Genomic DNA, 25,140 nt, shown 5'->3' with positions numbered 1-25,140 from the left:
AGCACCATGAGCACCATCGCCACTCCCCGCCCCAGCGTGATCCAGTTGGCCATCAAGGAGAAGGGCGCGCTATACGCCGCCTACATCCCCTTGTTCGCCGACGGCGGCGTCTTCATTCCCACCACCCGCGACTACAAGCTCGGCGACGACGTGTACGTGCTGCTGTCCCTGCCGGACGACCCGCAGCGTTATCCGGTGGCCGGCAAGGTGGCCTGGGTCACGCCGCCGCGAGCCGCGGCCAACCGCACGCAAGGAGTGGGCGTGCGTTTTCCGTCGGACGAGAAGTCCAAGCTGCTCAAGCACAAGATCGAGGAGATCCTGGGCAGCCACCTGGCCTCCGAGCGGCCCACCCAGACCATCTGACCGGCTGTTGCACCAGCGGCTGCCGACGTCCTTCACACTGGCCGGTGTGAAGGAGCGCCCCCCATTCCCATGTTTGTCGATTCCCACTGCCACCTGAGTTTTCCCGAGCTGTCCTCGCAACTGCCCGCCATCCTCGAGGCGATGGCGCAGGCGAAAGTCGAGCAGGCCCTGTGCATCTGCACCACGCTGGAAGAGTTCGAGGCCGTGCATGCGCTGGCCCTCTCGCACCCCGGCTTCTGGGCCAGCGTGGGGGTCCACCCGGACAACGAAGGCGTCACCGAACCGAGCCTGCAGGACCTGCTCACCCGCGGCGCGCTGCCGCGGGTGGTGGGCATCGGGGAAACCGGGCTCGACTATTACGGCATGGACACCCGCAAGGGCGGCCGCAGCATCGCCGAGCTCGAGTGGCAGCGTGAGCGCTTTCGCACCCACATCCGCGCGGGGCGGCAGCTTGGCAAGCCGCTGATCATCCACACCCGCTCGGCCTCGCGCGACACCCTGGGCATCCTGAAGGAGGAGGGCGAGGACGGCTCCTCCGGCAGCGCGGGCGGCGTGTTCCACTGCTTCACGGAAACCGCCGAGGTGGCCCGGGCGGCGCTGGACCTGGGTTTCTACATCTCGTTCTCCGGCATCCTGACCTTCAAGAATGCAGCCGACCTGCGCGAAGTGGCGGGCTGGGTGCCCATGGACCGGCTGCTGATCGAGACCGACAGTCCGTACCTGGCTCCGGTGCCTTACCGGGGCAAGACCAACAACCCGTCCTATGTGCCGCATGTGGCCGCGCAGGTGGCGCAACTTCGGGGCATGGAAACGGAGGACGTGGCGCGCCAGACAACCGCCAACTTCGAGCGGCTGTTCCGCACCGGGAGGCCGTGACATGGCAATGAAAAATTCCATCAGGTGGCTCGCCTGGCTGCTCATCCTGGCAGCCTGTTCGCTGGCGAAAGCTGGCTCCTACGAGGACTGGTTCGCGGCCATCAAGCGCGACGATGCGGCTGCCGTGCAGCGCCTGCTGGCGGCGGGTTTCGACGCGAACACGGTCTCGCCCGACGGCCAGCACGGGCTTTACCTGGCCCTGCGGGAGCCTTCGCTGAAGGTGGCGCAGGTGCTGGTGCGCTGGCCCCAGACGAAGGTCGAGTCGCGTAATGCCGCCGACGAGAGCCCGTTGATGATGGCGGCCCTCAAGGGCCACACCGAGCTGGTGCGACGCCTGATCGAGCGCGACGCGGATGTCAACAAGCCGGGCTGGGCACCGCTGCACTACGCGGCCACCAACGGGCACCTGGACATCATGGCCTTGCTGCTGGAGCACCACGCCTTCATCGACGCGCAGTCGCCCAACGGCACCACCCCGCTGATGATGGCCGCGATGTACGGCACGCCCCAGGCCGTGAAGCTGCTGCTGGAGGAGGGCGCCGACGTGCACATGAAGAACCAGCTGGGCATGACGGCGATGGACTTCGCTCAAAAGGCCAGGCGGCCCGATGCCGCCGACCTGATCACCCAGCGCCTGCGGCAACTGCAGCAGCCGACCAGGCGGCAGGCGCCGGCGGCGCAACCCGCGCGCCAGTCGCCGCCGCGCCCGGCCGCGAGCTGGTAGCCGCTGCCACCCGCCAATCGAGGCCGCGCCCCTGCATCATTTGGGGCGAACGAGGCGCGCCCAGGCGGCCTGTGGGAGACTGTCGCCTCCCGAAAAAGCTCGACCGAAGGGTCTTTCCATGCCATTCGCCACGACGCAGGGCCCTGCGCCCAGCTCCAGCGTCCGCGTGCCCTCCGGGCTCGGGTGGCTGCGCTTGCTGCTGGTGTTGGCGGTCCTGGTGCCCCTGCTGCTGCTGGCCGCGTTCTCCGTCTATCGCTATGCCCAGTTGGAAGCCGAAGCCGAGGTACGGCTCAAGCGCACCTTGAGCATTGCCCACGAACACGCGCTGCGCATCCTCGCGACCAATCGCACCTTGCTCGAGCACGTACGCGACCTCGCACCGCGCGGGACGGCCCTCGATCCACAGCGCCGCGACGAACTGAACGCCCAGCTCGCCCAGCTCGCCCGCGGACAACCTCAGGTCCAGTCCATTCGGATCGAAGACCCGAACGGCGCGGTGCTGGCCGCCAGCGATGGTCTCGAGCCCCGGCCGGGAGCCGACGGCGTCGGGCGCGGCTTGACCCCCGAGCCGCAGCTCATGCACGGGCGCGTCCACCTGTCCGACCTGCTGCGTGACGGGCCCGACGGCGAGCGGCTTTTCGAGATCAGCCTGGGACGCTTCACGAAGAACGGCGACTTCGCCGGTGTCGTCGAGACCCGCACCCCACCCAGCTTCTTCACCAGTTTCCATGCAACCTTGGCCGCCGAAGAGCCGGGCGTCGCGATCACGCTGTTTCGCGCCGACGGGCTGGTGTATTCGCGCTGGCCGCCGTTGCCCGATGCGCCCGAGCGCATGTCGCCGCGCGGCGAAGTTCTCAGCCGCGTGCTGGCCGGCGAGACCTCGGGCGTGGTGCGCAACATTTCATCGCTGGACCAGCAGCGCCGCATCATCCTGTTCCAGCAGCTGGGCGACTTCCCGGCGTACATCGGGGTAGGGCGCGAATTCGGCGCGCTCAAGATGGACCTGCTGCGCGAAGTCGGCCTGCTGGCGGCCTTCGGCGCCGTGCCGGTCCTGGGCATCGTGCTGGCGGCCTGGGTGGCGATGCAGAGAACGCGGCAGGCGCTGGCCGCGGCAGCCGAGCTGCGACACGAATCGGAGGTCCGCCGGCAGGTGGAGGAAGCCTTGTTCCAGTCGCAGAAGATGGAGGCACTGGGCCGGCTCACGGGCGGCGTGGCGCACGACTTCAACAACGCCCTGATGGTGATCGGCGGCAATCTCCACCTGCTGCATCGAACGGTGCCGGAAGGCGCGCGGCGCTACCTCGACGCGATCGGTCGGGCGGTTCAGTCGTCTGCGCAGCTCACCCGCCAGCTGCTGGCGTTTTCCCGTCGCCAGGCGCTGGCGCCCGAGAACGTCCGGCTGCAGGAACGCCTGCCAGAGCTCGAGGACCTCCTGGTACCGACCCTGGGCGCCCAGGTCCAGCTGTCGATCGACGTGGACCCGGCCACGCCGCCCATCCACGTGGATGCCTCCGAGCTCGAGCTGGCCCTGATCAACCTGGCCGTGAACGCCCGCGACGCCATGGATGACGGCGGCAGCTTCATCCTGCGGGCGGGGCCCACGCCCGCACCAGCGGGCGCCGACGGCGAATGGGTGCTGGTCGAGGCCGTGGACAGCGGGCAGGGCATGGACCCGGCCGTCGCCGCGCGCGCCTTCGATCCCTTCTTCACCACGAAGCCCGCAGGCAAGGGGACGGGCCTGGGGTTGAGCCAGGTGTACGGGCTGTGCGAACGCGCCGGAGGTCGCGCCGAGCTGCGCAGCGCACCCGGACGCGGCACCCGGGTGCGGTTGCTCTTTCCAGCGTCGCGTGAAGCCGATCCCCCGGCACCGCCGGTTCCGGCGGACGCCAGTGCCCCCTTGAAGTTGTCGGTGCTGCTGGTGGAGGACAACCTCGAGGTGGCACAGGTGATCCGGCCGGTGCTCGAATCGCACGGATGCACGGTGATGCACGTCCCGACGGGTGCGCTGGCCCTGAAAGTGCTGGAGGTGGATGCCGGGCGCTTCGACCTGCTGCTCACCGATGTGGTGATGCCCGGCGGCGTGGACGGCGCCACGCTGGCCTCCACGGTGCAGATCCGCTATCCGCGCCTGCAGATCCTGCTCATGACCGGCTATGCCGAGCAGATCGCCGCCATCGACGCGCTCGGCTTCAAGGTGCTTGCCAAGCCGTTCACGCCGCAAGTCCTGACCGAGGCGCTCGCCAGCATCGTTCGCACCGCATCAGCACCGCCTGGCACGAGGCCGCCCACGGCCCAAGGCCATGAAGGCAGCCACACCAGCCTGTGAGCACCTGTCCGCCGGCACGCTTCTGAAAACTACGATGTGCGTTATGTCAAATCAGATGGACGTGGTCGTCTGACTGACTTGCAGACCTCGTTCGGGCAGGCGCCCTTCCTTGTTCGTTCGACTGCTGGCCGTGCACGGCCGGACCCTGCAGGGACACCGGCTTCCCGCAGGGTTCGAGGAGGTCGCTCCGGAAGCGTGCCGACGCTCAGGCCAAAACGGCAGCGGGAACGCGCGCATTGATCGCCGGGGTCGCAGGACCTATGCTGCCCCGTCAGTCCATTGCCATTCGGAGGAAACCTCGTGACCATCGACCCGACCCCTGCATCACTCACGCCGGCGCCGACCTGGCTGCCCTGGGCCGATGCCGGCCGCCAGCAGGCCGTCGTGGCCAACGAATGGCTGGTCGCCCTGTGCTCCGGGTTCGGGGCCATGCGCAGCGTCCAGCAGGACGCGGCTCGACAGGCAGCAGAGAGACATGCCCAAGCCGTGCAGCGACTGCAGGCCACCCGCGACGCGGCCGAGCTTGCGACGATCCAGTCCGAGTTGCTCAAGATGGACGCCGAAGGTGTGCTGCGGTACTGGCAGGACCTGGGCGCCACCGCCGCGGAAACCCAGTCGCGACTGATGGCGTGCTGCTTCCGAATGGTCGATTCCACCGCCCTGCTGGAAAGCGCGTCAGCCATCGATACCGTCACGGATAACCTGCTGCCAGCCGAACGGGTCGCACGGCCGCGCAGGTCTGCGCCAAGGCGCTGAAGCCGCAGGCCGGCATCCCTCCAGGTAGCGACGTTACGATTTCAGAACCCACCTCACGTCTCGTTACCAAGGCCTTGATTTAGAACGGAAAACCGTTGTGCGGGCAGCACAGATGAGTTGCTGCGCCGCCACGATCTCCCGTACCCTCGAGCCCATGCGTTGGTTCAAGCCCAATCTGAAAAGCAGTATTTACGCCTTGCTCGGGCACGGTCCCGCCGCGTCAGCCATCGAGATGGACACCGCGATGGACCAGATCCGGCGCGCCATGCTGGGCCTGCTGGGCAGCGATGGCATCGAACGACACCCCTTGCTGGCCCGGCGCCTGCGGTATGCCACCGACATCCAGGGCCTCTGGTATGCCCGCAACGACCTCATGGCGGCGCTGGCAGCCGTGCACGGTGAGCTCAAGGCCCGCCAGGCCGTCGAAGAGGTGACCTTGTTGTTCCGCGGGCTGCTGCCGGAAGGCCTCTACGGCCGTTCGAGCCGTCCGCCGGCCGGAGATCGCTAACGCGGGCCCCCACGCTGGAGCGTGGGCGGCAGAGAGACGGGCCCGCGTTGGGCCTCCCCCGGGGTGCAGGCAAGGCGCGCCATGCGCCCCTGAGGAGGCCGAACCCTGCGGGCCGGTTCGCCATACCGGGCCATGCGTCGTTGCGGGCTCGTTGTGTGGCCCGCCACACGGCCTCGCCCACGCCTAGCCTGGCCCGGCATGGCGAACCGGCGCGGGCTCGTCCCTCTGCCGCCCACGCTCCGAACCATGGCCCCAGAAGATCAGCGCGTCTCGCCCCTCGACCGCGAATTCCACCTCGGCCCCCACGGGCAGCAGCACCTTCGTCTGCACGTGGCCGAACGGAAGGCCGGTGAACACCGGCACCTTGGTCTGCTCACGCAGCCAGTTCACCACCGTCTGCAGCCGATAGCCTTTGTCGTGCGGCACCAGCCTGTAGTTCGTGAACTGGCCCAGCAAGATGGCCTTCTGGCGGGCCAGGACGCCCGCGTGAAGCAACTGCGCGAGCATGCGCTCCACGCGGTACGGGTGCTCGTTCACATCTTCGACGAACAGGACGCCGCGCTCCGGCTGGGCCAGCCAGGGCGTGCCCACCAGCGAGGCCAGCACGCTCAAGTTGCCGCCCCACAACTGGCCGCGGGTGTGAAAGGCGCGCTCGCGCGCTTCGGCCTTGGGCAATTGCCAGCCACTGCCCTCCCCTTGCCCGCCCAGCAGGTCGTCGAAGCAGGCCAGCATGATGTCGTCGGGCTCACCCTCGACGCCGAAATCCTCCCCCAGGGCCGGCCCGGCCCAGCTCACCGCACCCGTGGTGGCGAGCAGTGCGCTTTGCAAGGCGGTGAAGTCGCTCAGGCCGACGAAGCGCGTGCCGCGTTCAATGGCCCGGCGGATCGCCTTGTAGCGGATGCGAGGCAGCAGCCGCGTCAGCCCGTAGCCGCCGCGAGTGATGAGGGCCACGTCGGCGCCACTGGCGGCGGCCCGTTCGATGGCCGCCAGGCGCGTGTCGTCGTCGCCGGCAAAGCGCATGTGGCTGCTGAACGCATCCGGGTCGAGTTCGACCTCGTGGCCGAGCGCCTTCAGGCGCGCGATGCCTCGCCGTGCCGCGGCACGGTCGCGCACCGCGCTCGAGGGGGAGAACACATAGATGTGGCTCAAGAGAATCCTTCACTGAAATGCGACAGCGCCGCGGCGGCGATGTCGGCCCCGTGCTCGGGGACGAAGAGCCCAGCCTGCGGCAACAGCCGCGGCGGCGGACAGCCCCGGATCTGCGCTTGCAGCCGGTGCAGGGCCGAAGCCCCCCAGATGCGGTCCTGGGCGCCGCCGGCCAGCAAGCTGCGACCCTGCCAACCCGACCAGAACCTGCGCGCCTGGCGCGAGATCGCGGCACCGCCGTCGTGCGGCTGGCTGGGCACCATGGCCCCGAACGCGCGGATGGCGCTCGCGTGGCCGCGGTCCGGGAACGGTGCGGCATACGCGCCGATGTCGGCCGCGTCGGTGCCTGCCAGGAGCCGCGTCACGTCGGCCGACCGCATGCACCGCTCGCGCCAGTCCTGCAACCCGGACGGCAGGGGCTCGTCGCCGGTGGCCAGCAGGGTGCTCATGGCCAACAGGGCGTGGTAGCGCCCGGGTGCCTCCATGGGAAGCGTCAAGCCCAGCAGGCCGCCCCAGTCGTGCACCACCAGGACCACCCGACGCAAGTCCAGCCGTTCCACGAACTGGAGCAATATGTCCCGGTGCCAGTCGAAGCGATGGGCGCTCTCGCGCTTGGGCTTGTCGCTCAACCCGAAGCCCACGAGGTCTGGCGCGACCACCCGGTGACCGGCTTGCAGGAAAACCGGCGCCATGCGTCGCCACAGGTGGCTCCAGGTGGGATTGCCGTGCAGGCACAGCCAGGTGAGCGGCGCGTCGGCGGCTCCCTGGTCGAGGTAGTGCATGCGCAGGCCGGCCAGCGCGGGCAGGTCGTCCACCAGCCGGGAGTCGCCTGGAACGGGTGCCACCCCCTGGAAGCGCGCGGACGGCGTGCGCAACGCATCCTCCCGCAACGGCTGCGCACGGGCCCGTGCATCGCTGCGCCGCTGGCGGAAGAAACCCGCCAGCAAGGCCGAGCATTCGTGCTCCATCACGCCGGCGCGGGTGTGCGTCTGGTGGTTGAGCCGGCGATCGGCGAACAGGTCGGCCACCGACCCGCCGGCTCCGGTCTTGGGATCCGCCGCGCCCCAGACGACCCGCGCCAGCCGTGCGTGCAGCATGGCCCCGCTGCACATGGCGCAGGGCTCCAGGGTGACGAACAACTCGCAGCCGTCCAGCCGGTAGTTGCCCAGCGCCGCCGCGGCCTCGCGCAGCGCCTGTACCTCGGCATGCGCCGTGGGGTCCCGGGTGCCGACCGGACGGTTGAATCCCGCACCGACCACGCGATCGCCTTGCACCACCACCGCGCCCACCGGAACCTCGCCGGCCGCGTGCGCCCGTTGCGCCTGTTCCAGGGCCAGGCGCATGAAATGGTGGTCGCGGTCGGCTCCGTCGGTCACTGCGCCTCGTCCGGCATCGGCCGGGCCTGCTGCATCAATTGCTCCACCGCCTGCTTGACCTGCTCGGGCTGCTGGCGCAGCGGCACCGCGACGCGGCGATCGACGGCCTCCGACGATCGTGCGGCCGGTGCGTCCGCCCGCAGCGCCGTGCGCCCCAGCAGACCGACCGCCAACAGGGCGACGAGCAGCACGATGAAACCGGCCGCCCACCTCATGGCTGGCCCGGCGCGCAGGGGCGCGATGCGGATGGGAATGACATGGCAGCGATTGTGCCGCGCCGCTTCGGCGCCCTGCCCTTGCGAATCTTTTAAGGTTTGCTGGTGGATTAGTTAAGAACGCCGGTCAGGGGCCAAACCTACAGTGGCACCACTTCAACCGGAGACCCTGCCATGAACGCCACCACCCCTTCCCCCGCCACCCTGGCCGCCACGCGCGTGGACCTGTATGCCGGCGTGCACAAGGCGCTGCGCCTTTGCATGAGCGATACCCTGATCCGCGTGGGCGCCGCCGACCCCCTGGACGATGGCGAGGTCGCCGAGGCCTGCCAGGCGGTGCAGGACCTGCTGTCGCTGTGCGAGTCGCACCTGCACAAGGAAGACAGCTTCGTGCACCCGCTGCTCGACGCAGCCCTCCCCGGCAGCGCCGCGCGCGCGGCGGACGACCATCGCCACCACGAGGCCGATTTCGCGGACATCGCGGCGATGGTGGATGCAGTGACCGCGGCGGCCGCACCGGAGCGAGCCGGCGCGCTCGCGCGGCTTTACCGCGCCCTGTCGACTTTCGTGGGTGAGAACCTGGTGCACATGACCCATGAGGAAACCGCGCACAACGCGGCGCTCTGGGACTTCTACAGCGACGACGAGCTGCGGTCGGTCGAGCAGCGACTGGTGGCCTCGATTCCGCCCGCCACCATGATGGGCTTCCTGCGCTGGTTCATTCCGGCGCTGTCCATCGGCGAGCGGGTGCAGATGCTGTCCGGCATCCGCGCCTCGGCACCGCCGCCGGTATTCGAAGCGGTGATCGGCATCGCGCGGGAACGCCTGTCGGCGCGCGACTTCGAGCAGTTGTCCGGGCGGCTCGGCCTGGCACCGCAGCTCACCCCGTCCGTGGCACCGGCGTGAGTTCCAGGCCGCGTTGCAACTGCAGCCGCAGCCGGCCGCGGCCGATCTTCTCGATCTGCAGATCGCTGCGGCGCTCGGCCAGTCGCCGCCGCAGCAGCACCAACCGGGCCTCGAGGTTGTCGTTGAGGTCGGGCAGCCTCAGCGCAGGCCGCAGGCGCAGTTCGCGGTTGGTGAACTCGGTGCGGCCAGTCGCCTGGTACTCCGACACCAAGGTCCACAGCACCGCCCCGGCGACGCCCTTGATCACGTACTCGTCATCGAGGAACACGCTGCTGTCGACCTCGAAGAAACGCACCCGAAGCGGCGGAGCATGGCCGGTCGACCCGGGTGCTGCCGCGGCGGCAGGCGTCGCCGGGGGCGGGGCGGCCTCGTCCGGTGCCTCGACCACCGGCTGCAGGGCCCGCAGGTGGGCGCCGAGTTGCAGGCAGAACACCGACAAGGCGTCCTCGAGGTCCCAATCGAAACACATGGCCTGCTCGCTTTCGACGAACAGCACGGCCGGCAGCCCGGCGCCCCAGGCGATCGGCAGCGCCATCTGGCTGTGGGGCTCGGCCAGGCCCGGATAAGCGATTTCGCGCTCCGGCGTGGACGACTGGCCCTCGGGCCCCTGCACGCGGGCGGCGCGGCAGTAGCTGGCATCCTGCGTGAGGTGATTGATGCGGATCGGCGTGCCCGATTGCGCGGCCACGCCGATGACGCCGTCGCCCAGCGCGATCTCCGATCCCACGCCCGAGCGCGCGTAGCCCAGGCTGGCCATCGTGTAGAGCCGGCGGCGCGGCGCGTCCGGCAGCAGCAGCATCGCGTGGCGCAGCCCGAAGTGGCGTTCGAGCGCCTGCATGCAACGGTCGAACAGGTCTTCGAGGTCGGCCCGCACCGACAGGTGTTCGCACGCGCGACGCAGGGCCGGCATGCGCTCGGGGGCTGGCGTGCGCGGCACGATGGCCGTGGTGCGCACCCGCTCCAGGTCGAGCACTTCGTACAGGTCGGCCCCGAGCAACTTGAACACACCGCCCATGCCGGTGTGCGAGGCGATGCCTGCCAGCTTGGCTCGCATGCGCTCGAACAGCGGTCCCTCGAACTCGGTGCGCAGGTAGCGCGCGGCGATGCGGAACTGTTCGCCGGTGGTCGGGTGCACCAGGATCAGCTGGACGTGCGGGTTGACCAGGATGTTGCGGCGAGTCTTGTTGAAGAACTGGAAGGACAGCGCGATGTGCCGCTCATCGACCCACTCGGCCTGTGAAACGAAGACCACGTTGGGCTCGCCCTGCGCGTCGGCACTGGCCAGCGTGCACGGCACGCCGCCTTCGAAACAGGCGCGAATGGTGCGCAGGTCCTCGGGCATGGCATCAGTTCGCATGCGTGCCCACGGCTGCCCCGGCCGCTGGCCCGGGGGTCTGGTCGAAGATCGCACGCAGGCGCACCGTGACGAAGAAGAGGTCATCGGCCGCACCGGTCAACATCACCCCGGCCAAGGCTTCCGGCGTCCACGTGTCGGGAACGGTCCCCTTCAATCGGTGCGCGAAGGCGCGCACCCACAGCTGCGACAACTCCCGCCCGGCCGGACCCGCCGGCTCGATCCGTTCGGCGGTGCCCTTGACCTGCAGCGAATGATGAGTGAGCGGATCACTGAACACGACGGCGATGCGCCGATCGGAGCGCAGGTCGTCCAGCGACTGCGTGGCCGTGGACGCCTGCAGCACGACCGTGACGCTGCCCCGGTCCGGCGACACGCAGCAACCGACGGCCCGCGCCGCATGCGGCCGGCCGACGCTGCCGCAGGTCCCCACCACGACCGACAGCGGCCCCTGCACCCAGTGGGCCTGCTCGGCCGATAAGCGGACCTGCGCAGCGTCGGTCATGTCGCGCCGGTGTTCATTCCCACTCGATGGTGGCCGGCGGCTTGCTGCTCACGTCGTAGGTGACGCGATTGATGCCGCGCACTTCGTTGATGATCCGGCCGGACACCTTCTTGAGCAGCGCGTAGGGCAGCTCGGCCCAGTCGGCGGTCATGAAGTCGCTGGTCTGCACCGCCCTCAGGGCCACCACGTAGTCGTAGGTGCGGCCATCACCCATCACGCCCACGCTGCGCACCGGCAGGAACACCGTGAAGGCCTGGCTGGTGAGCTCGTACCAGGTCTTGCCCGTGACGGCGTCGACATGGTTGCGAAGCTCCTGGATGAAGATGTCGTCGGCCGCGCGCAGCAGGTCGGCGTACTCCTTCTTCACCTCACCGAGGATGCGCACGCCCAGACCCGGCCCCGGGAAGGGGTGGCGGTACACCATCTCGGGCGGCAGGCCCAGGGCCACGCCCAGCTCGCGCACCTCGTCCTTGAACAGGTCGCGCAGCGGCTCCAGCAACTTCAGGCCCAACTGCTCGGGCAGCCCGCCCACGTTGTGGTGGCTCTTGATGGTGACGGCCTTCTTGCTCTTGGCCCCGCCGGACTCGATGACGTCGGGGTAGATGGTGCCCTGCGCCAGCCAGGCCACATGGCGCGAGTGGGTGTGCTTGATCTTCGCGGCCTCGGCCTTGAAGACTTCGACGAACTCGCGGCCGATGATCTTGCGCTTGGCCTCGGGATCGGTGACGCCGGCCAGCTCCCCCAGGAATCGCTCGCTGGCGTCCGCCCGCACCACCTTGGCGTGCAGCTTGCCTTCGAACATTTCCATGACCGCGTCGCCCTCGTGCAGGCGCAGCAGGCCGTGGTCGACGAAGACGCAGGTGAGCTGGTCGCCGATGGCGCGGTGGATCAGCGCCGCTGCCACGGACGAATCGACGCCGCCCGAGAGACCCAGGATCACCTCCTCGTCGCCGACCTGCTCGCGGATGGCCTGCACGGCTTCGGCGATATGGTCGCGCATCACCCAGTCGGGTCGGGCCTGGCAGATGTCGAGCACGAAGCGCTCGAGGATGGCGCGGCCTTGGCGGGTATGGGTCACTTCCGGGTGGAACTGCAGCGCATAGAAGCGGCGCTCCTCGTCGGCCATGCCGGCGATCGGGCAGCTGTCGGTGGATGCCATGAGCTTGAAGCCGGGGGGCATCTCGGCCACCTTGTCCCCGTGGCTCATCCACACGTCCAGCATGCCGTGGCCTTCGGGCGTGGTGTGGTCCGCGATGTCGCGCAGCAATGGGGTGTGGCCGCGCGCACGTACTGCAGCGAAGCCGAATTCGCGCTTGTGGCCGCCTTCGACCCGGCCGCCGAGTTGCTGCGCCATGGTCTGCATGCCGTAGCAGATGCCCAGCACCGGAACGCCCAGCTCGAACACCGCCTGCGGCGCACGGTCGGTGCTTTCCTCATAGACGCTGGCATGGCTGCCCGAGAGGATGACGCCCTTGAGGCGCCCGTCGGCGGCGTACTGGCGCACCCAGGAATCGTCGACATCGCAGGGATGGACCTCGGAGTAGACGTGCGCCTCGCGCACGCGGCGCGCGATCAGCTGGGTGACCTGGCTGCCGAAGTCGAGGATGAGGATCTTGTCGTGTTGCATGCGCCCTTACTCGGCCCGGTAATTCGGGGCTTCCTTGGTGATCTGCACGTCGTGCACGTGGCTCTCACGCATGCCCGCTGCGGTGATCTGCACGAACTCGGCCTTGCTGCGCATGTCCTCGATGCTGGTGCAGCCGCAATAGCCCATGGCGGCGCGCACGCCGCCGGCGAGCTGGTACACGATGGACACCATCGAACCCTTGTACGGCACGCGACCCTCGATGCCTTCGGGCACCAGCTTGTCGGCGTTCGGGTTGGTGCTGGTCGCTTCCTGGAAATAGCGGTCGGCGCTGCCCTGCTGCATGGCGCCGATGGAGCCCATGCCCCGATAGCTCTTGTAGCTGCGGCCCTGGAAAAGAACGATCTCGCCTGGCGCCTCCTCGGTGCCGGCGAACATGCCGCCCATCATGACGGTGCCGGCGCCGGCCGCGATGGCCTTGGCGATGTCACCCGAGTAGCGCACGCCGCCGTCGGCGATCAGCGGAACGCCGGTGCCCTGCAGCGCCGTGGCCACGTTGTCGATGGCGGTGATCTGCGGCACGCCCACGCCAGCCACGATGCGCGTGGTGCAGATGGAGCCGGGTCCGATGCCCACCTTGACGGCGTCGGCACCCGCCTCCACCAGCGCCCGGGCGGCCGCGCCGGTGGCGATGTTGCCGCCGATCACATCCACCTGCGGGTAGTTCTGCTTGACCCATCGCACGCGGTCGATCACGCCCTTGCTGTGCCCGTGCGCGGTGTCCACCACGATGGCATCGACACCGGCCTTGACGAGCGCCTCGACGCGCTCCTCGGTGCCCTCGCCCACCCCGACCGCCGCGCCCACGCGCAGCCGTCCGGAGGCATCGCGCGCGGCGTTCGGGAAGCTGGTCTGCTTGGTGATGTCCTTGACGGTGATCAGTCCCTTGAGCTCGAACCCGTCGCCGACCACCAGCAGCCGCTCGAGCCGATGCTTGTTCAGCAGCTGCTTGGCCTCGGCCAGCGTGGTGCCGTCACGCACCGTGACCAGCTTCTCGCGCGGCGTCATGATCTCGCTGACCGGCGCGTCGAATCGGGTCTCGAAGCGCAGGTCGCGGCCGGTGACGATGCCCACCACCTTGCCGCCGTCGACCACCGGAAAGCCCGAGATGCCCAGCTGTTCCTGCATGGCCAGCACCTGGCGCACCGTGTGCGTGGGCGAGATCACGACCGGATCACGCAGCACGCCCGATTCGTAGCGCTTGACCCGTGCCACCTGCGCGGCCTGCTCCTGCGGGGTGAGGTTCTTGTGGACGATCCCGATGCCGCCTTCCTGCGCGATCGCGATCGCCAGCCGCGCTTCGGTGACCGTGTCCATGGCGGCGGACACGAGCGGCAGGTTCAGCTGGATGTTGCGCGACAGGCGGGTGGCGAGGGACGTGTCCTTGGGCAGGACCTGGGAGAACGCGGGCACCAGCAACACATCGTCGAAGGTGAGCGCTTTTCCAAGAAGGCGCATGTGTGGGCTCCAAAAGACGAATTGTATCTTTGGGCCTCCTGTGGCCCGGCCCCGCAGCGCTCGGGGCGGTGTCCCGCTGCCGCTGGCTCAGCAGCGCCGGTAAACTGCCGCGATGCTCAACCTGCGCGCAATCCTGCTGGGCCTGGCCTTGTCCACGCCCGCCTTGGTGCTGGCCCAATGGCAGTGGGTCGATTCCGGTGGCCGCCGGGTGTTCAGCGACCAGCCGCCGCCGCCGGACATTCCGGCACGCAGCATCCTCAAGCAGCCGGGCCAGCGTGCCGCGAGCGTGCCTGCCGCGCAGCCGGCCGCTGCCGAGCCCTCCGCCCCGACCGCATCTCCCCAGCCCCTCGCAGGCGGCCAGGACAAGGAACTCGAAGCCAGGCGCAAGAAGGCCCAGGAGGCCGAGGCGCAAAAACGAAAGGTCGAGGAAGAGCGGGTGGCCAAGGCCCAGGCCGAGAACTGCGCCCGGGCCCGCCAGGCCAAGGCCACGTTCGATTCGGGCATGCGGCTCGCCCGGCTCAACGACAAGGGCGAACGCGAGATCCTCGATGACGAGCAACGCGCGGCCGAACTCAAGCGCATCGAACAGGTGATCGCCTCGGAGTGCAAGCCCTCCTGAGGCTGGCTGCCTCAGCCGCGTCGGGCGAATAGCCCCGCGGCCCGGCTGCCCTGCTTGCGGAAGCGCTCCCGCCGCGCCACCTTGGGATCGACCCGCAGGCCGCGCAGCCACTCCACCCGGTCCCCGTCGTGAAGCAACTGGTCAGGCCGCGCGGCTCGCCCCCACACGAACAGCGCCGGCTCGTGCGCGGCCCCGTCGGGCCATTCGCGGGCGATGGGGCTGGCGTCGATCGCGGTGCGAACCGTGGCGCCCGCCGGCAACTCGAGCGACCACTCCAGCACCTGCCGAGGACCGGGGCTGCACGCGACCGTGACGCGAATGGGCCGGCCTTCAGCCATACACGTGTTCGGCCCGCTTGACGAACGCATCGACCAGGCTGCCGGCGATGCGGTCGAACACCGGCCCGACCAACGCCGCCAGCGCGGCGCTGCGGAATGCATAGTCCAGCTTCAATTCGACCTTGCAGGCGCGCTGGCTTTCGTCCCCCACGGGCGTGAAGGTCCAGTGGCCCTGCAAGCGCGAAAACGGCCCCTCCACCAGCCGCATGTGGATCTCTCGACCGGGCACGTGTTCGTTGTGCGTCGTGAAGTGCTGGTGGATGCCGCTGAAGGCGATGCCGATGCGCGCACGCATGCCGTCCTTGTCGCGCGAGAGCACGATCGCTTCGTCGCACCAGGGCAGGAACTGCGGGTAGGACTCGACGTCGGTCACCAGGGCGAACATCTCTTCGGCGCTGTACCAGATGAGGACGGACTTGTGGACGGTTTTCATGGAGAATTGCGAGCCCGGCGCGATTGTAGGGACACCCTCTGCGGCATGTCGCTTCGCCACGATGCGGCGGATCGCCCGAGACGCTTCGCAGAAGGCGCTGCCATCTCGGGCCATCGCGGAACCGTCTTTGCTGGGCCGCTGGTGGCGCCCCTCGAGGGGAGGCGCCGACGGCGCTTCGGGGTGGACTTTGATACTCATGACCAAAAAACCCGAAGCCCAGGCACGAATCGCCGACAACAAGAAAGCCGCATTCAACTACTTCTTCGAGGAGAAGTATGAAGCGGGCATGGTGCTGCAGGGCTGGGAGGTCAAGGCCCTTCGCGAAGGGAAGGTGCAACTGACCGATGGCTACGTCGTCATCAAGAATGGCGAGATGTTCATCATCGGCTGCCAGATCAACCCGCTGAAGACCGCGTCCACCCACGTCAGCCCTGATTCGATCCGCACCCGCAAGCTGCTGCTGCACAAGGACCAGATCCGGCGCCTCATGGGCAAGGTCGAGCAGAAGGGCTACACGCTGGTGCCGCTCAACCTGCACTGGAAGGCTGGCAAGGTGAAATGCGAGATCGCGCTGGCCAAGGGCAAGGCCGAGCACGACAAGCGCGACACCATCCGTGATCGCGAAGGCAAGCGCGAAGTCGAGCGAGCCATGAAGCAGCGGCATCGTTGATGCGCCCGCGCAGGGAATAAACGAGCTCCCGCACTCGTTCATGCAGTTGGCAGCCCTTCCAACCTGCCAAGGAGCTCAACCCATGAAAACCTTCTCCACGTCCCGCTCTCTCGTCCTGGGCCTGCTGATGGCCGCCAGCGCGGCGCTCGCGCAAACCCCGCCCGCCAAGCCCGCGGACGGGGTGCTGGTCGGCACCAACGGCATGACGCTCTACACCTTCGACCGCGACCAGGCCGGCTCGGGCAAGTCGGTCTGCAATGGCCAGTGCGCCGCCTTGTGGCCGCCGCTGGCCGCGCCGGCCGATGCGAAGCCCAGCGGCGACTGGACCGTCGTCACCCGCGACGATGGCGCCAAGCAGTGGGCCTACAAGGGCAAGCCCCTGTACTTCTGGGTCAAGGACACGAAGGCGGGCGACAAGACCGGCGACGGCGTGAACAACGTCTGGAAAGTCGCCAAGCCGTAGGCGTTTGGCAAGCCGCCATGCCCGCGCCCGGCACGCCCGACGACCTGGTCGCGCAGATTGCGCACCTGCGTCGGTATGCACGGGCGCTGACCGGCGACCGCTGGGCCGCCGACGACCTGGTGCAGGACACGCTGGAGCGGGCCTGCCGCCGTTGGCGTTTGTGGGCCGTGGGTTCCGACCTGCGGGCATGGCTGTTCAGCGTGATGCACAACCTCTTCGTGGACGGCATCCGGCGGGCGCGGCGGCACTCGAGCGAAACCCCGGCGGATGACTTCGCGCTGGAGCAGGCGCCGGCCCCGAGCGCGCCGATCGACCGCGCCTTGGATCTCCAGGCCTGCCTCATGCGACTGCCCGAGGAGCAGCGGGAGGTGTTGCTGCTGGTGACCCTGCAAGACCTGGGCTACGCCGACGTGGCGCGCATCACCGGCGTGCCCGTCGGCACCGTGATGTCGCGGCTGTCGCGCGCGCGCTCCCGCCTGCGCGAGCTGATGGAAGAAGAAGACCAGCCGGGCGCCCTGCCCCGCCGCCCGGGGCTGCGTCGGATGAAGTGATGCCATGAGCCGGCACCCACCCTTTTCCGAAGACGACCTGCATGCGCTGGTCGATGCCCGCCTGCCCGCCGACCGGGCCGCCGCGGTGCAGGCGTGGGTGGACGCCAATCCCCAGGCGCAGGCCACGCTGCGGGCCTGGCAGGCGCAACGCGAGGCCCTGCGCGCGCACCATGCCGAGGTGTTGCAGGAGGCGGTGCCGTCGAGCATGTGGCCGGCCTCGCAGCGGGTCCGGAAGCACCACGCCCGCCAGGCCGCCTGGTGGCGCTGGGGCGCCATGGCGGCCAGCGTGCTGCTCGCGTTCGGCGCCGGCTGGACACTGCACGGGCTGCAGTCCGGCCAGCGCGCCGGCCTGCCCCTGGCGGGCGCCGGCCCCGGGGGGTTCGCGCGCCAGGCGCTGCTGGCCCACGCGGTGTACGTGCCCGAGTCGCGCCACCCGGTCGAGGTGGATGCCTCGCAGCAGGACCACCTGGTCCAGTGGCTGTCCAAGCGGCTGGGGCGCCCGCTGAAGGTCCCTCAGCTGAGCGCCGAGGGTTTCGAGCTGGTGGGCGGGCGCCTGCTGCCCGGCGAGGGCGGCGCACGCGCGCAGTTCATGTTCCAGAACGCCGCCGGCGAGCGCCTGACGCTGTATGTGGGCGCGCTCGGCGGACCGCAGGCAGTCGACGACGCGGCGTTCCGCTACGTCGGCGACGGTGCGACGTCGAGCTTCTATTGGGTGGAGAGAGGCTACGGCTATGCGATCACCGGACCCTTGTCGCGGCAGCGCCTGCTGTCCGTCGCGCAGCTGGCCTATCGCAGCCTGCAGTTCTGAATTCCAGGGCGCGGTTCAGGGCCGCCCGCGCCAGGCGATCAGTTCGTTGCCGACCAGCGCGCCGATCACCAGCACGCCGCCCAGCAGCGCTTCGTCGGACGGCCGCTCGCCCGCGCCCACCCAAGCCAGCAGGATGCCGAACACGACCTCCAGCAGTCCCAGCAGCGACATCTCGGGTGCCGCCAGCACCCGCGCGCACACCACGGCCAGCGTGCAGGGGATGGCCAGTTGCACCAGCCCCAGCAAGGCCAGCAAGCCGATGTCATGGAGGCTGGCTTGCAGGGGCCAGGCCAGCGGCAGGGTCGCCGCCGCCGAGATCAGGGCGCCGATCAGCACCGCGGGCACCAAATCGACGCGCTCGCCCCAGGCATGCGCGCGCTGGTTGATGGTCCAGTTGGCAGCGGTGGCCAGGGGCACCGCCAGTGCGACCAGGGTGCCGGCCGCGTGACCGGCCATGAACCGGCCGCCATACATGTAGCCGATGCCCAGCCCCGCCACGACGATGGCAGCCCAGGTGCGCGGCGGGATTCGGTAGCCGATGAAGACCCGCGCGATCAGGGCGGCCGCCAGGGGCGCCAGCGCCATCGTGATCAGCACGTTGGCCACGGTGGTGAGGGTCAGCGCCACCATGAACGCCGTGAACATCACGCTCCAGCACAGCCCCGAGAGCCACAGTGCCCGGCCGCCCTGCCGCAGCGTGGCGAACACGGCGCCGCCGCGCAGCAGCGGCAGCAGCACCAGCAGCGACAGCACGGTGAAGAAGCTGCGCCAGAACGTCACCTCGAAGCTGCGCGCCTGGTCCAGCTGGCGGGCGACGACGCCGGCGATGGACCACATGAGCGTGACCCACACCATCAGCAGCACGGCACGGCCGTGGGTCAGGCCCGGCGCCACGCTATGCGACTCACCACGACTCGGCACGACAGAAGTGACCGTTCCAGGGCCACCGCGGAACCGGCTTTGCCGGGCCGCCGGTGGCGCCCTCTTGGGGGGGCGGCGAAGCCGCTTCGGGGGGAATCAAGCAGCTTCGCGCAGGGCGCGCTTGCGCTCGTGTTCCTTCAGGTAGCGCTTGCGAAGGCGGATGCTCTTGGGCGTGATCTCGACGAGTTCGTCGTCCTCGATGAACTCGACGCCGTATTCGAGCGTGAGCTCGATGGGCGGCGTGATCTTGATCGCGTCTTCCTTGCCGGACACACGGAAGTTGGTCAGCTGCTTGGTGCGCGTGGCGTTGACCACCAGGTCGTTGTCGCGACTGTGCACGCCCACGATCATGCCCTCGTATACCGCGTCGTTGGGCTTGACGAACATGCGGCCCCGGTCGTCGAGCTTGCCCAGCGCGTAGGTGAAGATCTCGCCGTCGTCCATGGAGATCAGCACGCCGTTCTTGCGGCTGCCGATCTCGCCGCGGTGCGGCTCGTAGCAGTCGAAGATGTTGGAGATCAGCCCCGAGCCGCGCGTGAGGTTGAGGAACTCGTTGGAAAACCCGATCAGTCCCCGTGCCGGGATGCGGTACTCCAGCCGCACGCGGCCCCGGCCGTCCGGTTCCATGTTCACCAGCTCGCCCTTGCGCTCGCCCAGGGCCTGCATCACGCCACCCTGGTGCTGCTCCTCGATATCGCAGGTGACCAGTTCGATCGGTTCGCACCGGGCGCCCTCGATTTCCTTGAACACCACGCGAGGCTTGGACACGGCCAGTTCGTAGCCCTCTCGGCGCATGTTCTCCAGCAGGATGGTGAGGTGCAGTTCGCCCCGGCCCATCACTTCGAACACACCCTCCTCGTCGGTCTCGCGCACGCGCAGCGCGACGTTGTGCTGCAACTCCTTCTGCAGCCGGTCCCAGATCTGGCGGCTGGTCACGTACTTGCCTTCGCGGCCGGCCAGCGGGCTGGTGTTGACGCAGAAGTTCATGGTCAGGGTGGGCTCGTCCACCTTGAGCATGGGCAGCGGCGAGGGGTTGGCCGGATCGGTGATCGTCACGCCGATGCCGACGTCCTCGATGCCGTTGATCAGCACGATGTGGCCAGGCCCCGCCTCGGTGACCTGCACCCGGTCCAGCCCCTGGAAGGTCAGCACCTGGTTGATGCGGCCCTTGATGCTCTTGCCCTCGGGGCCTTCCATCACCAGCACGTCCATGCCGGGACGGATGGTCCCGGCGTTGACGCGACCGACGCCGATGCGCCCGACGAAGCTGGAATAGTCGAGCGCCGAGATCTGCAGCTGCAGCGGCGCGGCCGGGTCACCTTCGTGCGCCGGCACGTGCTTCAGGATGGTGTCGAACAGCGCCGACATGTCCGGCCCCCACTGCTCGCCGGCCTCGCCTTCTTCCAGCGATGACCAGCCATTGATGCCCGAGGCGTAGACGACCGGGAAGTCGAGCTGTTCGTCGGTGGCGCCGAGCTTGTCGAACAGGTCGAAGGCGGCGTTGATCACGTGATCGGGGCGCGCGCCCGGCTTGTCCACCTTGTTCACCACCAGGATGGGCCGCAGGCCCAGGGCCAGCGCCTTCTTGGTGACGAACCGGGTCTGCGGCATGGGGCCTTCCTGCGCGTCGATCAGCAGCACCACGCCGTCCACCATCGACAGCGCCCGCTCGACCTCGCCGCCGAAGTCCGCGTGACCCGGGGTGTCGACGATGTTGATGTGGGTGCCCTGCCAGCTCACGGCGCAGTTCTTGGCCAGGATGGTGATGCCGCGCTCCCGTTCGATGGCGTTGTTGTCCATCACGGTGTCGACCACCTTCTCGTGCTGGGCGAAGGTGCCGGACTGGCGCAGCAACTGGTCGACCATCGTGGTCTTGCCGTGGTCGACGTGCGCGATGATGGCGATGTTGCGGATGGGTTTGGTGCTCATGGCTTCTGGGTTCTGATCTGCTGGATTTCGATAGGGCTCAGCAAGCGGCCCGGTATGAGTTCGCCGGCGCGCACATGGGCGGTGCCGAGCAGGGTGGACGGTGCGGACGCGAACACGGCGACCGCCGGCAGATCGGGCCAGCCGCCGCGCCGGCGCATGCCGGCCAGGAAGCGCCCGGCATCCTCGTCTGCGAGCGTGACGCGCTCGTGACCGGGCAGCAGGCTCTCCGCCGGCAGCAGCCGCTCGGCGCGCTCGGCCTCGGGCAATGCCTCGAGCGCCTCCAGCGTCACGCACTGGCCCACCTCGAAGTGCCCCGTGGCGACGCGCCGCAGCGCCGACAGATGCGCCCCGCAGCCCAGCGCCGCTCCGATGTCCTCACCGAGCGTCCGGATGTAGGTGCCCTTGCTCACCCGCGCACGGATGCGCAAGGTGGGCTGGCCTTCGTCCGAGACGGCGCCCGGCTCGATGTGCAGTTCGTGGATCACCACGTCGCGGGGCGCGCGTTCGACGTCTTCGCCGGCGCGCGCGTACTCGTACAGAGCCTTGCCGTCCTTCTTCAACGCGCTGTGCATGGGCGGCACCTGGCGGATCGGCCCCGTGAAAGCGCGGCGGACCGCCTCGAGCCGCTCAAGCGTGATGTCCCCGACCGGCCGCCGCTCGACCACCTCGCCCTCGGCATCGCCGGTGCGGGTGCGCAGGCCCAGCACCGCCACGGCCTCGTAGGTCTTGTCGGCGTCGAGCTGCAACTGGCTGAACTTGGTGGCCGCGCCGAAGCACAGCGGCAGCACGCCCGTTGCCAATGGGTCCAGCGTTCCGGTGTGGCCCGCCTTCTCGGCCCGCAGCAGCCACTTGGCTTTCTGCAATGCGTTGTTGCTGGACAGGCCGAGCGGCTTGTCCAGCAACAGCACCCCGTGCACGGGGCGCCTCACGACCCGTGCTCGTGGTGCGCTCATGGCTTACTCGGTGTCGTCCTTGGAGCGCGAGGCCACGGCGCGCGCGATCAGCGCGTTCATGTCGGCGGCTCGTTCGGTGGTGCGGTCGAACTGGAAGTGCAAGGTGGGCACGGTGTGGATATGCAGCCGCTTGAACAGCCCGTTGCGCAGGAAGCCCGCGGCCTGGTTCAACGCGTCCTGCGTCTCCTGCGGATCACCGATGAGCACGCTGAAGAACACCTTGGCATGGGCATAGTCCGGCGTCACTTCGACGGCCTGGATGGTGACCATGCCCACGCGCGGGTCCTTCAGCTCACGGGCGATCAGCTCGGTGAGGTCACGCTGGATCTGGTCCGCGACCTTGAAGCTGCGGTTGGGCGTACTTGATTTCTTCGGCATACCAATGACCTTGCGCTCCGGCGGGCGGGGCTTCACAGGGAAGCCCCGTCCTCCGATCACAGGCTCCGGGCGATTTCCTTCACCTCGAAGAACTCCAGCTGGTCACCTTCGCGGATGTCGTTGTAGTTGCGCAGCTTGATACCGCACTCGAAGCCTTCCTTGACCTCGCGCACGTCGTCTTTCAGGCGGCGCAGCGACTCGACCTCGCCGGTATAGACCACCACGTTGTCACGCAGCAGGCGGAACCTGGCGTTGCGCGTGACCTGGCCGGACGTGACGTAGGAGCCGGCCACGGTGCCGATCTTGGAGGCGACGAACACGGTGCGGATGTCCGCGGTGCCGATGACCTCTTCGCGCTGCTCCGGCGCCAGCATGCCCGACATGGCCACTTTCAGCTCGTCCACGGCGTCGTAGATGATGCTGTAGTAGCGGATGTCCACGCCGTTGTTCTCGGCCAGCTTGCGTGCACCGCCATCGGCGCGCACGTTGAAGCCGATCACCACCGCCTTGGACGCGATCGCCAGGTTGATGTCCGACTCGCTGATGCCACCGACGCCCGCGTACACCATCTGCACCCGCACCTCCTCGGTGGAGAGCTTGACCAGCGATTGCGCCAGCGCCTCCTGCGAGCCCTGCACGTCGGCCTTGATGATGATGGGCAGGGTCTTCACTTCGCCCGAGGCCATGTTCTCGAACATGTTCTCCAGCTTGGCGGCCTGCTGCTTGGCCAGCTTGGTGTTGCGGAACTTGCCGGCGCGGTAGGTGGCGATTTCGCGCGCACGCCGCTCGTCGGCCAGCACCATGAACTCGTCGCCTGCCTGCGGCACGTCGGACAAGCCCTGGATCTCCACCGGGATGGAGGGTCCAGCGGTCTTGATGCTGCGGCCGTCCTCGTCGAGCATGGCGCGCACCCGGCCATAGGTCTGGCCGGCCAGCACCACATCGCCCGTCTTGAGCGTGCCGGACTGCACGAGCACCGTGGCCACCGGGCCGCGGCCCTTGTCGAGCTGGGCTTCGATGACCAGGCCCTTGGCCGGCGCGTCCACCGGCGCCTTCAGCTCCAGCACCTCGGCCTGCAGCAGCACCTGCTCGAGCAGGTCGTCGATGCCCTGTCCGGTGCGCGCGGAGACGCTCACGAAGGGCGATTCGCCGCCGTACTCCTCGGGCACGACCTCCTCGGTCACCAGCTCCTGCTTGACCCGGTCGGGGTTGGCTTCGGGCTTGTCGATCTTGTTGACCGCCACCACGATCGGCACCTTGGCCGCCTTGGCATGCTTGATGGCCTCGCGCGTCTGCGGCATCACGCCGTCGTCGGCGGCGACCACCAGGATCACGATGTCGGTCGCCTGGGCGCCGCGGGCACGCATGGCGGTGAACGCCTCGTGGCCCGGGGTGTCCAGGAAGGAGATCACGCCACGCTCGGTTTCCACGTGGTAGGCACCGATGTGCTGCGTGATGCCACCGGCCTCGCCCGCCGCGACCTTGGCGCGGCGGATGTAGTCCAGCAGCGAGGTCTTGCCGTGGTCGACGTGACCCATCACGGTGACCACCGGTGCGCGAGGCAGCGCCTCCCCTTCGGTCGCGGCAGCGTCCTGCTCGATGAAGGCCTCCGGGTCGTCCAGGGCAGCCACGACCGCCTTGTGGCCCATTTCCTCGACCACGATCATGGCCGTATCCTGGTCCAGCGGCTGGTTGATGGTGACCATCTGGCCCATCTTCATCAGCGCCTTGATCACCTCGGATGCCTTGACCGACATCTTGTGGGCCAGCTCGGCCACCGTGATCGTTTCGGGCACGTGCACCTCGATGACGCGCTGCTCCACGGGCTGGCTGGCCATGTGGTCGCGGTCGTCGCGGTCGTTGCCGCGCCGGCCACGAGGCCCGGAGCGCCAGGTGTTGCGTCCCACGCCGCCCGAGGCATCGCCGCGGGTCGGAATGGCTTTCTTCTTGGCTGGGTCACCCGCCCAGCTCGAGGAGAGCTTGGCCGACTTGACTTCCTTGCCGCCAGGAGCAGCGGGCGCGCCAGCGGCCGGCGCGGGACGGCCGGTGATGGTGGGCTTGTGCAGGGTGCCCTTGGCCGCCGGTTTCGCATCGGCGCTCTTGGCGGCGGGCTTGACCTCTTCGGGCTTTTTGGCCACCAGTACCTTCTTGGGCGCGGCCATCATGGCGCGAATGGCTTCGGCTTCAGCCAGCGCCTTGCGGCGGCGCTCTTCGAGGTCGCGGGCTCGGGCGGCCTCTTCGTCCGCACGGGCCTTGGATTCGGCATCGGCCTTGGCCCTGGCCTCGGCTTGCGCGGCGGCGCGTGCGGCTGCGGCAGCGGCAGCCTCCTGGTTGGCTTCCTGCTTCTCGACGAGGGCCGCCTCGCGCCTGGCCTGCTCGGCTGCCAGGTAGGCCGCGGCGCGCTGTTCGGCTTCGCGCTCGCGGCGCTCCATCTCTTCGCGCTGCCGCCGCTGCTCGGCCAGGTCTTCCTCCTGGCGGCTGATCAGCTCAGCCTGGCGGCGCGCCTCTTCCTCACGCCGGACCAGCTCGGCATCACCGACATGCGACGCTTCCTCGCGGCCGTTGCGCTCGTCGGACTCGGCGCCCTCGGCCACACCGACGTCCTCGTCACGCTTGACGAAGGTGCGCTTCTTGCGTACTTCCACCTGAATCGTGCGCGCCTTGCCGTACGCGTCGGCCTGCTTGATCTCGCTGGTCGATTTCTTGGTCAGCGTGATCTTGCGGCGCTCGGGCGAACTGGTGCCATGGCTGGCCTGCAGGTAGCCCAGCAGCTTCTGCTTGTCCGCCTCGGACAGCGCATCGGAAGCCGCGGATTTGGCCACCCCTGCGCTACGCAGCTGCTCCAGCAGGGTGTCGGGTGATTTCTTGAGCTCGTTGGCGAACTCGGCGACGGTCGTAGTTGACATATGTTCTGCTGCC

The 25,140-nt window shown here is 68.9% G+C and carries 26 protein-coding genes; 12 read left to right on the top strand and 14 right to left on the bottom strand.

Features of this window, described 5'->3' with window-relative positions:
• The first annotated feature begins 6 nt into the window (after positions 1–6).
• From JI739_RS00395 to JI739_RS00370, 6 genes are all read left to right on the top strand, one after another.
• The gene (locus JI739_RS00395) at positions 7–363 is read left to right on the top strand and encodes a PilZ domain-containing protein (protein ID WP_201681872.1); all 357 of its coding nucleotides are present in this window, start codon (positions 7–9) and stop codon (positions 361–363) included.
• Between the two features lie 69 nt (positions 364–432).
• Complete coding sequence (locus JI739_RS00390) at positions 433–1,239, top strand: TatD family hydrolase (RefSeq protein WP_201681871.1); 807 nt, start codon at positions 433–435, stop codon at positions 1,237–1,239.
• A gap of 7 nt (positions 1,240–1,246) precedes the next feature.
• Positions 1,247–1,963, top strand: coding sequence for an ankyrin repeat domain-containing protein (locus tag JI739_RS00385; protein ID WP_201683249.1), 717 nt, complete (start codon positions 1,247–1,249; stop codon positions 1,961–1,963).
• A gap of 118 nt (positions 1,964–2,081) precedes the next feature.
• Positions 2,082–4,289, top strand: coding sequence for a hybrid sensor histidine kinase/response regulator (locus tag JI739_RS00380; protein WP_201681870.1), 2,208 nt, complete (start codon positions 2,082–2,084; stop codon positions 4,287–4,289).
• Positions 4,290–4,589: 300 nt separating this feature from the next.
• A complete protein-coding gene (locus JI739_RS00375) occupies positions 4,590–5,045 on the top strand; it encodes a phasin family protein (protein WP_201681869.1) in 456 nt (151 codons plus the stop codon).
• 154 nt (positions 5,046–5,199) lie between these two features.
• Positions 5,200–5,553 (top strand): hypothetical protein, encoded by a 354-nt coding sequence (locus tag JI739_RS00370; protein ID WP_201681868.1) that lies wholly within the window; start codon positions 5,200–5,202, stop codon positions 5,551–5,553.
• Positions 5,554–5,736: 183 nt separating this feature from the next.
• Here JI739_RS00370 and JI739_RS00365 read toward each other — a convergent pair whose 3' ends face one another.
• Genes JI739_RS00365 through JI739_RS00355 form a run of 3 tightly spaced genes read right to left on the bottom strand, consistent with a single transcriptional unit; the run spans position 5,737 to position 8,290 of the window.
• The gene (locus JI739_RS00365) at positions 5,737–6,702 is read right to left on the bottom strand and encodes an LD-carboxypeptidase (RefSeq protein WP_201681867.1); all 966 of its coding nucleotides are present in this window, start codon (positions 6,700–6,702) and stop codon (positions 5,737–5,739) included.
• Positions 6,699–8,075, bottom strand: a complete 1,377-nt coding sequence (gene tadA, locus JI739_RS00360) for a tRNA adenosine(34) deaminase TadA (protein ID WP_354003649.1) — start codon at positions 8,073–8,075, stop codon at positions 6,699–6,701. The genes JI739_RS00365 and tadA overlap by 4 nt, the downstream gene beginning before the upstream one ends.
• Entirely contained in the window at positions 8,072–8,290 is a 219-nt protein-coding gene (locus JI739_RS00355; RefSeq protein ID WP_201681866.1) for a hypothetical protein, read from the bottom strand. The genes tadA and JI739_RS00355 overlap by 4 nt, the downstream gene beginning before the upstream one ends.
• A gap of 174 nt (positions 8,291–8,464) precedes the next feature.
• On the opposite strand from JI739_RS00355, the gene JI739_RS00350 reads away from it, so the two are divergent.
• Positions 8,465–9,196 carry a hemerythrin domain-containing protein gene (locus JI739_RS00350; RefSeq protein ID WP_201681865.1) on the top strand — a complete coding sequence of 244 codons (732 nt, stop codon included), beginning with the start codon at positions 8,465–8,467 and terminating at the stop codon, positions 9,194–9,196.
• Here JI739_RS00350 and JI739_RS00345 read toward each other — a convergent pair.
• The 4 genes from JI739_RS00345 to guaB are packed head-to-tail and all read right to left on the bottom strand — an operon-like array spanning position 9,171 to position 14,158.
• Positions 9,171–10,553, bottom strand: a complete 1,383-nt coding sequence (locus tag JI739_RS00345; protein WP_236589008.1) for a pyridoxamine 5'-phosphate oxidase family protein — start codon at positions 10,551–10,553, stop codon at positions 9,171–9,173. The genes JI739_RS00350 and JI739_RS00345 overlap by 26 nt on opposite strands.
• Positions 10,543–11,055 carry a pyridoxamine 5'-phosphate oxidase family protein gene (locus JI739_RS00340; protein WP_201681864.1) on the bottom strand — a complete coding sequence of 171 codons (513 nt, stop codon included), beginning with the start codon at positions 11,053–11,055 and terminating at the stop codon, positions 10,543–10,545. The genes JI739_RS00345 and JI739_RS00340 overlap by 11 nt, the downstream gene beginning before the upstream one ends.
• 13 nt (positions 11,056–11,068) lie before the next feature.
• The gene (gene guaA, locus JI739_RS00335; protein WP_201681863.1) at positions 11,069–12,682 is read right to left on the bottom strand and encodes a glutamine-hydrolyzing GMP synthase; all 1,614 of its coding nucleotides are present in this window, start codon (positions 12,680–12,682) and stop codon (positions 11,069–11,071) included.
• A 6-nt stretch (positions 12,683–12,688) separates the two neighbouring features.
• Positions 12,689–14,158, bottom strand: a complete 1,470-nt coding sequence (gene guaB, locus JI739_RS00330; RefSeq protein WP_201681862.1) for an IMP dehydrogenase — start codon at positions 14,156–14,158, stop codon at positions 12,689–12,691.
• Between the two features lie 112 nt (positions 14,159–14,270).
• Between guaB and JI739_RS00325 the strand changes: the two genes are divergently transcribed.
• Positions 14,271–14,777, top strand: coding sequence for a DUF4124 domain-containing protein (locus JI739_RS00325; RefSeq protein WP_201681861.1), 507 nt, complete (start codon positions 14,271–14,273; stop codon positions 14,775–14,777).
• A gap of 11 nt (positions 14,778–14,788) precedes the next feature.
• On the opposite strand, the gene JI739_RS00320 is transcribed toward JI739_RS00325, so the two are convergent.
• Positions 14,789–15,115, bottom strand: a complete 327-nt coding sequence (locus JI739_RS00320) for an RnfH family protein (RefSeq protein ID WP_201681860.1) — start codon at positions 15,113–15,115, stop codon at positions 14,789–14,791.
• Positions 15,108–15,548 carry a type II toxin-antitoxin system RatA family toxin gene (locus tag JI739_RS00315; protein WP_201681859.1) on the bottom strand — a complete coding sequence of 147 codons (441 nt, stop codon included), beginning with the start codon at positions 15,546–15,548 and terminating at the stop codon, positions 15,108–15,110. The genes JI739_RS00320 and JI739_RS00315 overlap by 8 nt, the downstream gene beginning before the upstream one ends.
• 196 nt (positions 15,549–15,744) lie before the next feature.
• On the opposite strand from JI739_RS00315, the gene smpB reads away from it, so the two are divergent.
• The 4 genes from smpB to JI739_RS00295 all read left to right on the top strand — a co-directional run bounded on the left by smpB (position 15,745) and on the right by JI739_RS00295 (position 18,040).
• Entirely contained in the window at positions 15,745–16,218 is a 474-nt protein-coding gene (smpB, locus tag JI739_RS00310; RefSeq protein WP_201683246.1) for an SsrA-binding protein SmpB, read from the top strand.
• Between the two features lie 127 nt (positions 16,219–16,345).
• Complete coding sequence (locus JI739_RS00305; RefSeq protein WP_236589160.1) at positions 16,346–16,681, top strand: COG4315 family predicted lipoprotein; 336 nt, start codon at positions 16,346–16,348, stop codon at positions 16,679–16,681.
• Positions 16,682–16,698: 17 nt separating this feature from the next.
• A complete protein-coding gene (locus JI739_RS00300) occupies positions 16,699–17,232 on the top strand; it encodes a sigma-70 family RNA polymerase sigma factor (protein WP_201681857.1) in 534 nt (177 codons plus the stop codon).
• A 4-nt stretch (positions 17,233–17,236) separates the two neighbouring features.
• A complete protein-coding gene (locus JI739_RS00295; RefSeq protein WP_201681856.1) occupies positions 17,237–18,040 on the top strand; it encodes an anti-sigma factor family protein in 804 nt (267 codons plus the stop codon).
• Positions 18,041–18,055: 15 nt separating this feature from the next.
• Here JI739_RS00295 and JI739_RS00290 read toward each other — a convergent pair whose 3' ends face one another.
• The 5 genes from JI739_RS00290 to infB all read right to left on the bottom strand — a co-directional run bounded on the left by JI739_RS00290 (position 18,056) and on the right by infB (position 25,127).
• Complete coding sequence (locus JI739_RS00290; protein WP_201683245.1) at positions 18,056–18,895, bottom strand: DMT family transporter; 840 nt, start codon at positions 18,893–18,895, stop codon at positions 18,056–18,058.
• Positions 18,896–19,057: 162 nt separating this feature from the next.
• Positions 19,058–20,890: a translational GTPase TypA gene (gene typA / locus JI739_RS00285; protein ID WP_201681855.1), complete on the bottom strand. Its 1,833-nt coding sequence runs from the start codon at positions 20,888–20,890 to the stop codon at positions 19,058–19,060.
• Entirely contained in the window at positions 20,887–21,843 is a 957-nt protein-coding gene (gene truB, locus JI739_RS00280; RefSeq protein WP_201681854.1) for a tRNA pseudouridine(55) synthase TruB, read from the bottom strand. The genes typA and truB overlap by 4 nt, the downstream gene beginning before the upstream one ends.
• Positions 21,844–21,846: 3 nt before the next feature.
• Positions 21,847–22,221 (bottom strand): 30S ribosome-binding factor RbfA, encoded by a 375-nt coding sequence (rbfA, locus tag JI739_RS00275; RefSeq protein WP_201681853.1) that lies wholly within the window; start codon positions 22,219–22,221, stop codon positions 21,847–21,849.
• Between the two features lie 56 nt (positions 22,222–22,277).
• Positions 22,278–25,127: a translation initiation factor IF-2 gene (gene infB, locus JI739_RS00270; RefSeq protein WP_201681852.1), complete on the bottom strand. Its 2,850-nt coding sequence runs from the start codon at positions 25,125–25,127 to the stop codon at positions 22,278–22,280.
• Positions 25,128–25,140 lie beyond the last annotated feature (13 nt).

Origin of the sequence: Ramlibacter aurantiacus (assembly GCF_016722895.1) — a bacterium.
Classification (GTDB): domain Bacteria; phylum Pseudomonadota; class Gammaproteobacteria; order Burkholderiales; family Burkholderiaceae_C; genus Ramlibacter; species Ramlibacter aurantiacus.
The sequence above is the reverse complement of the archived record's forward strand: the minus strand, read 5'-3'. Positions and strand labels throughout refer to the sequence as shown.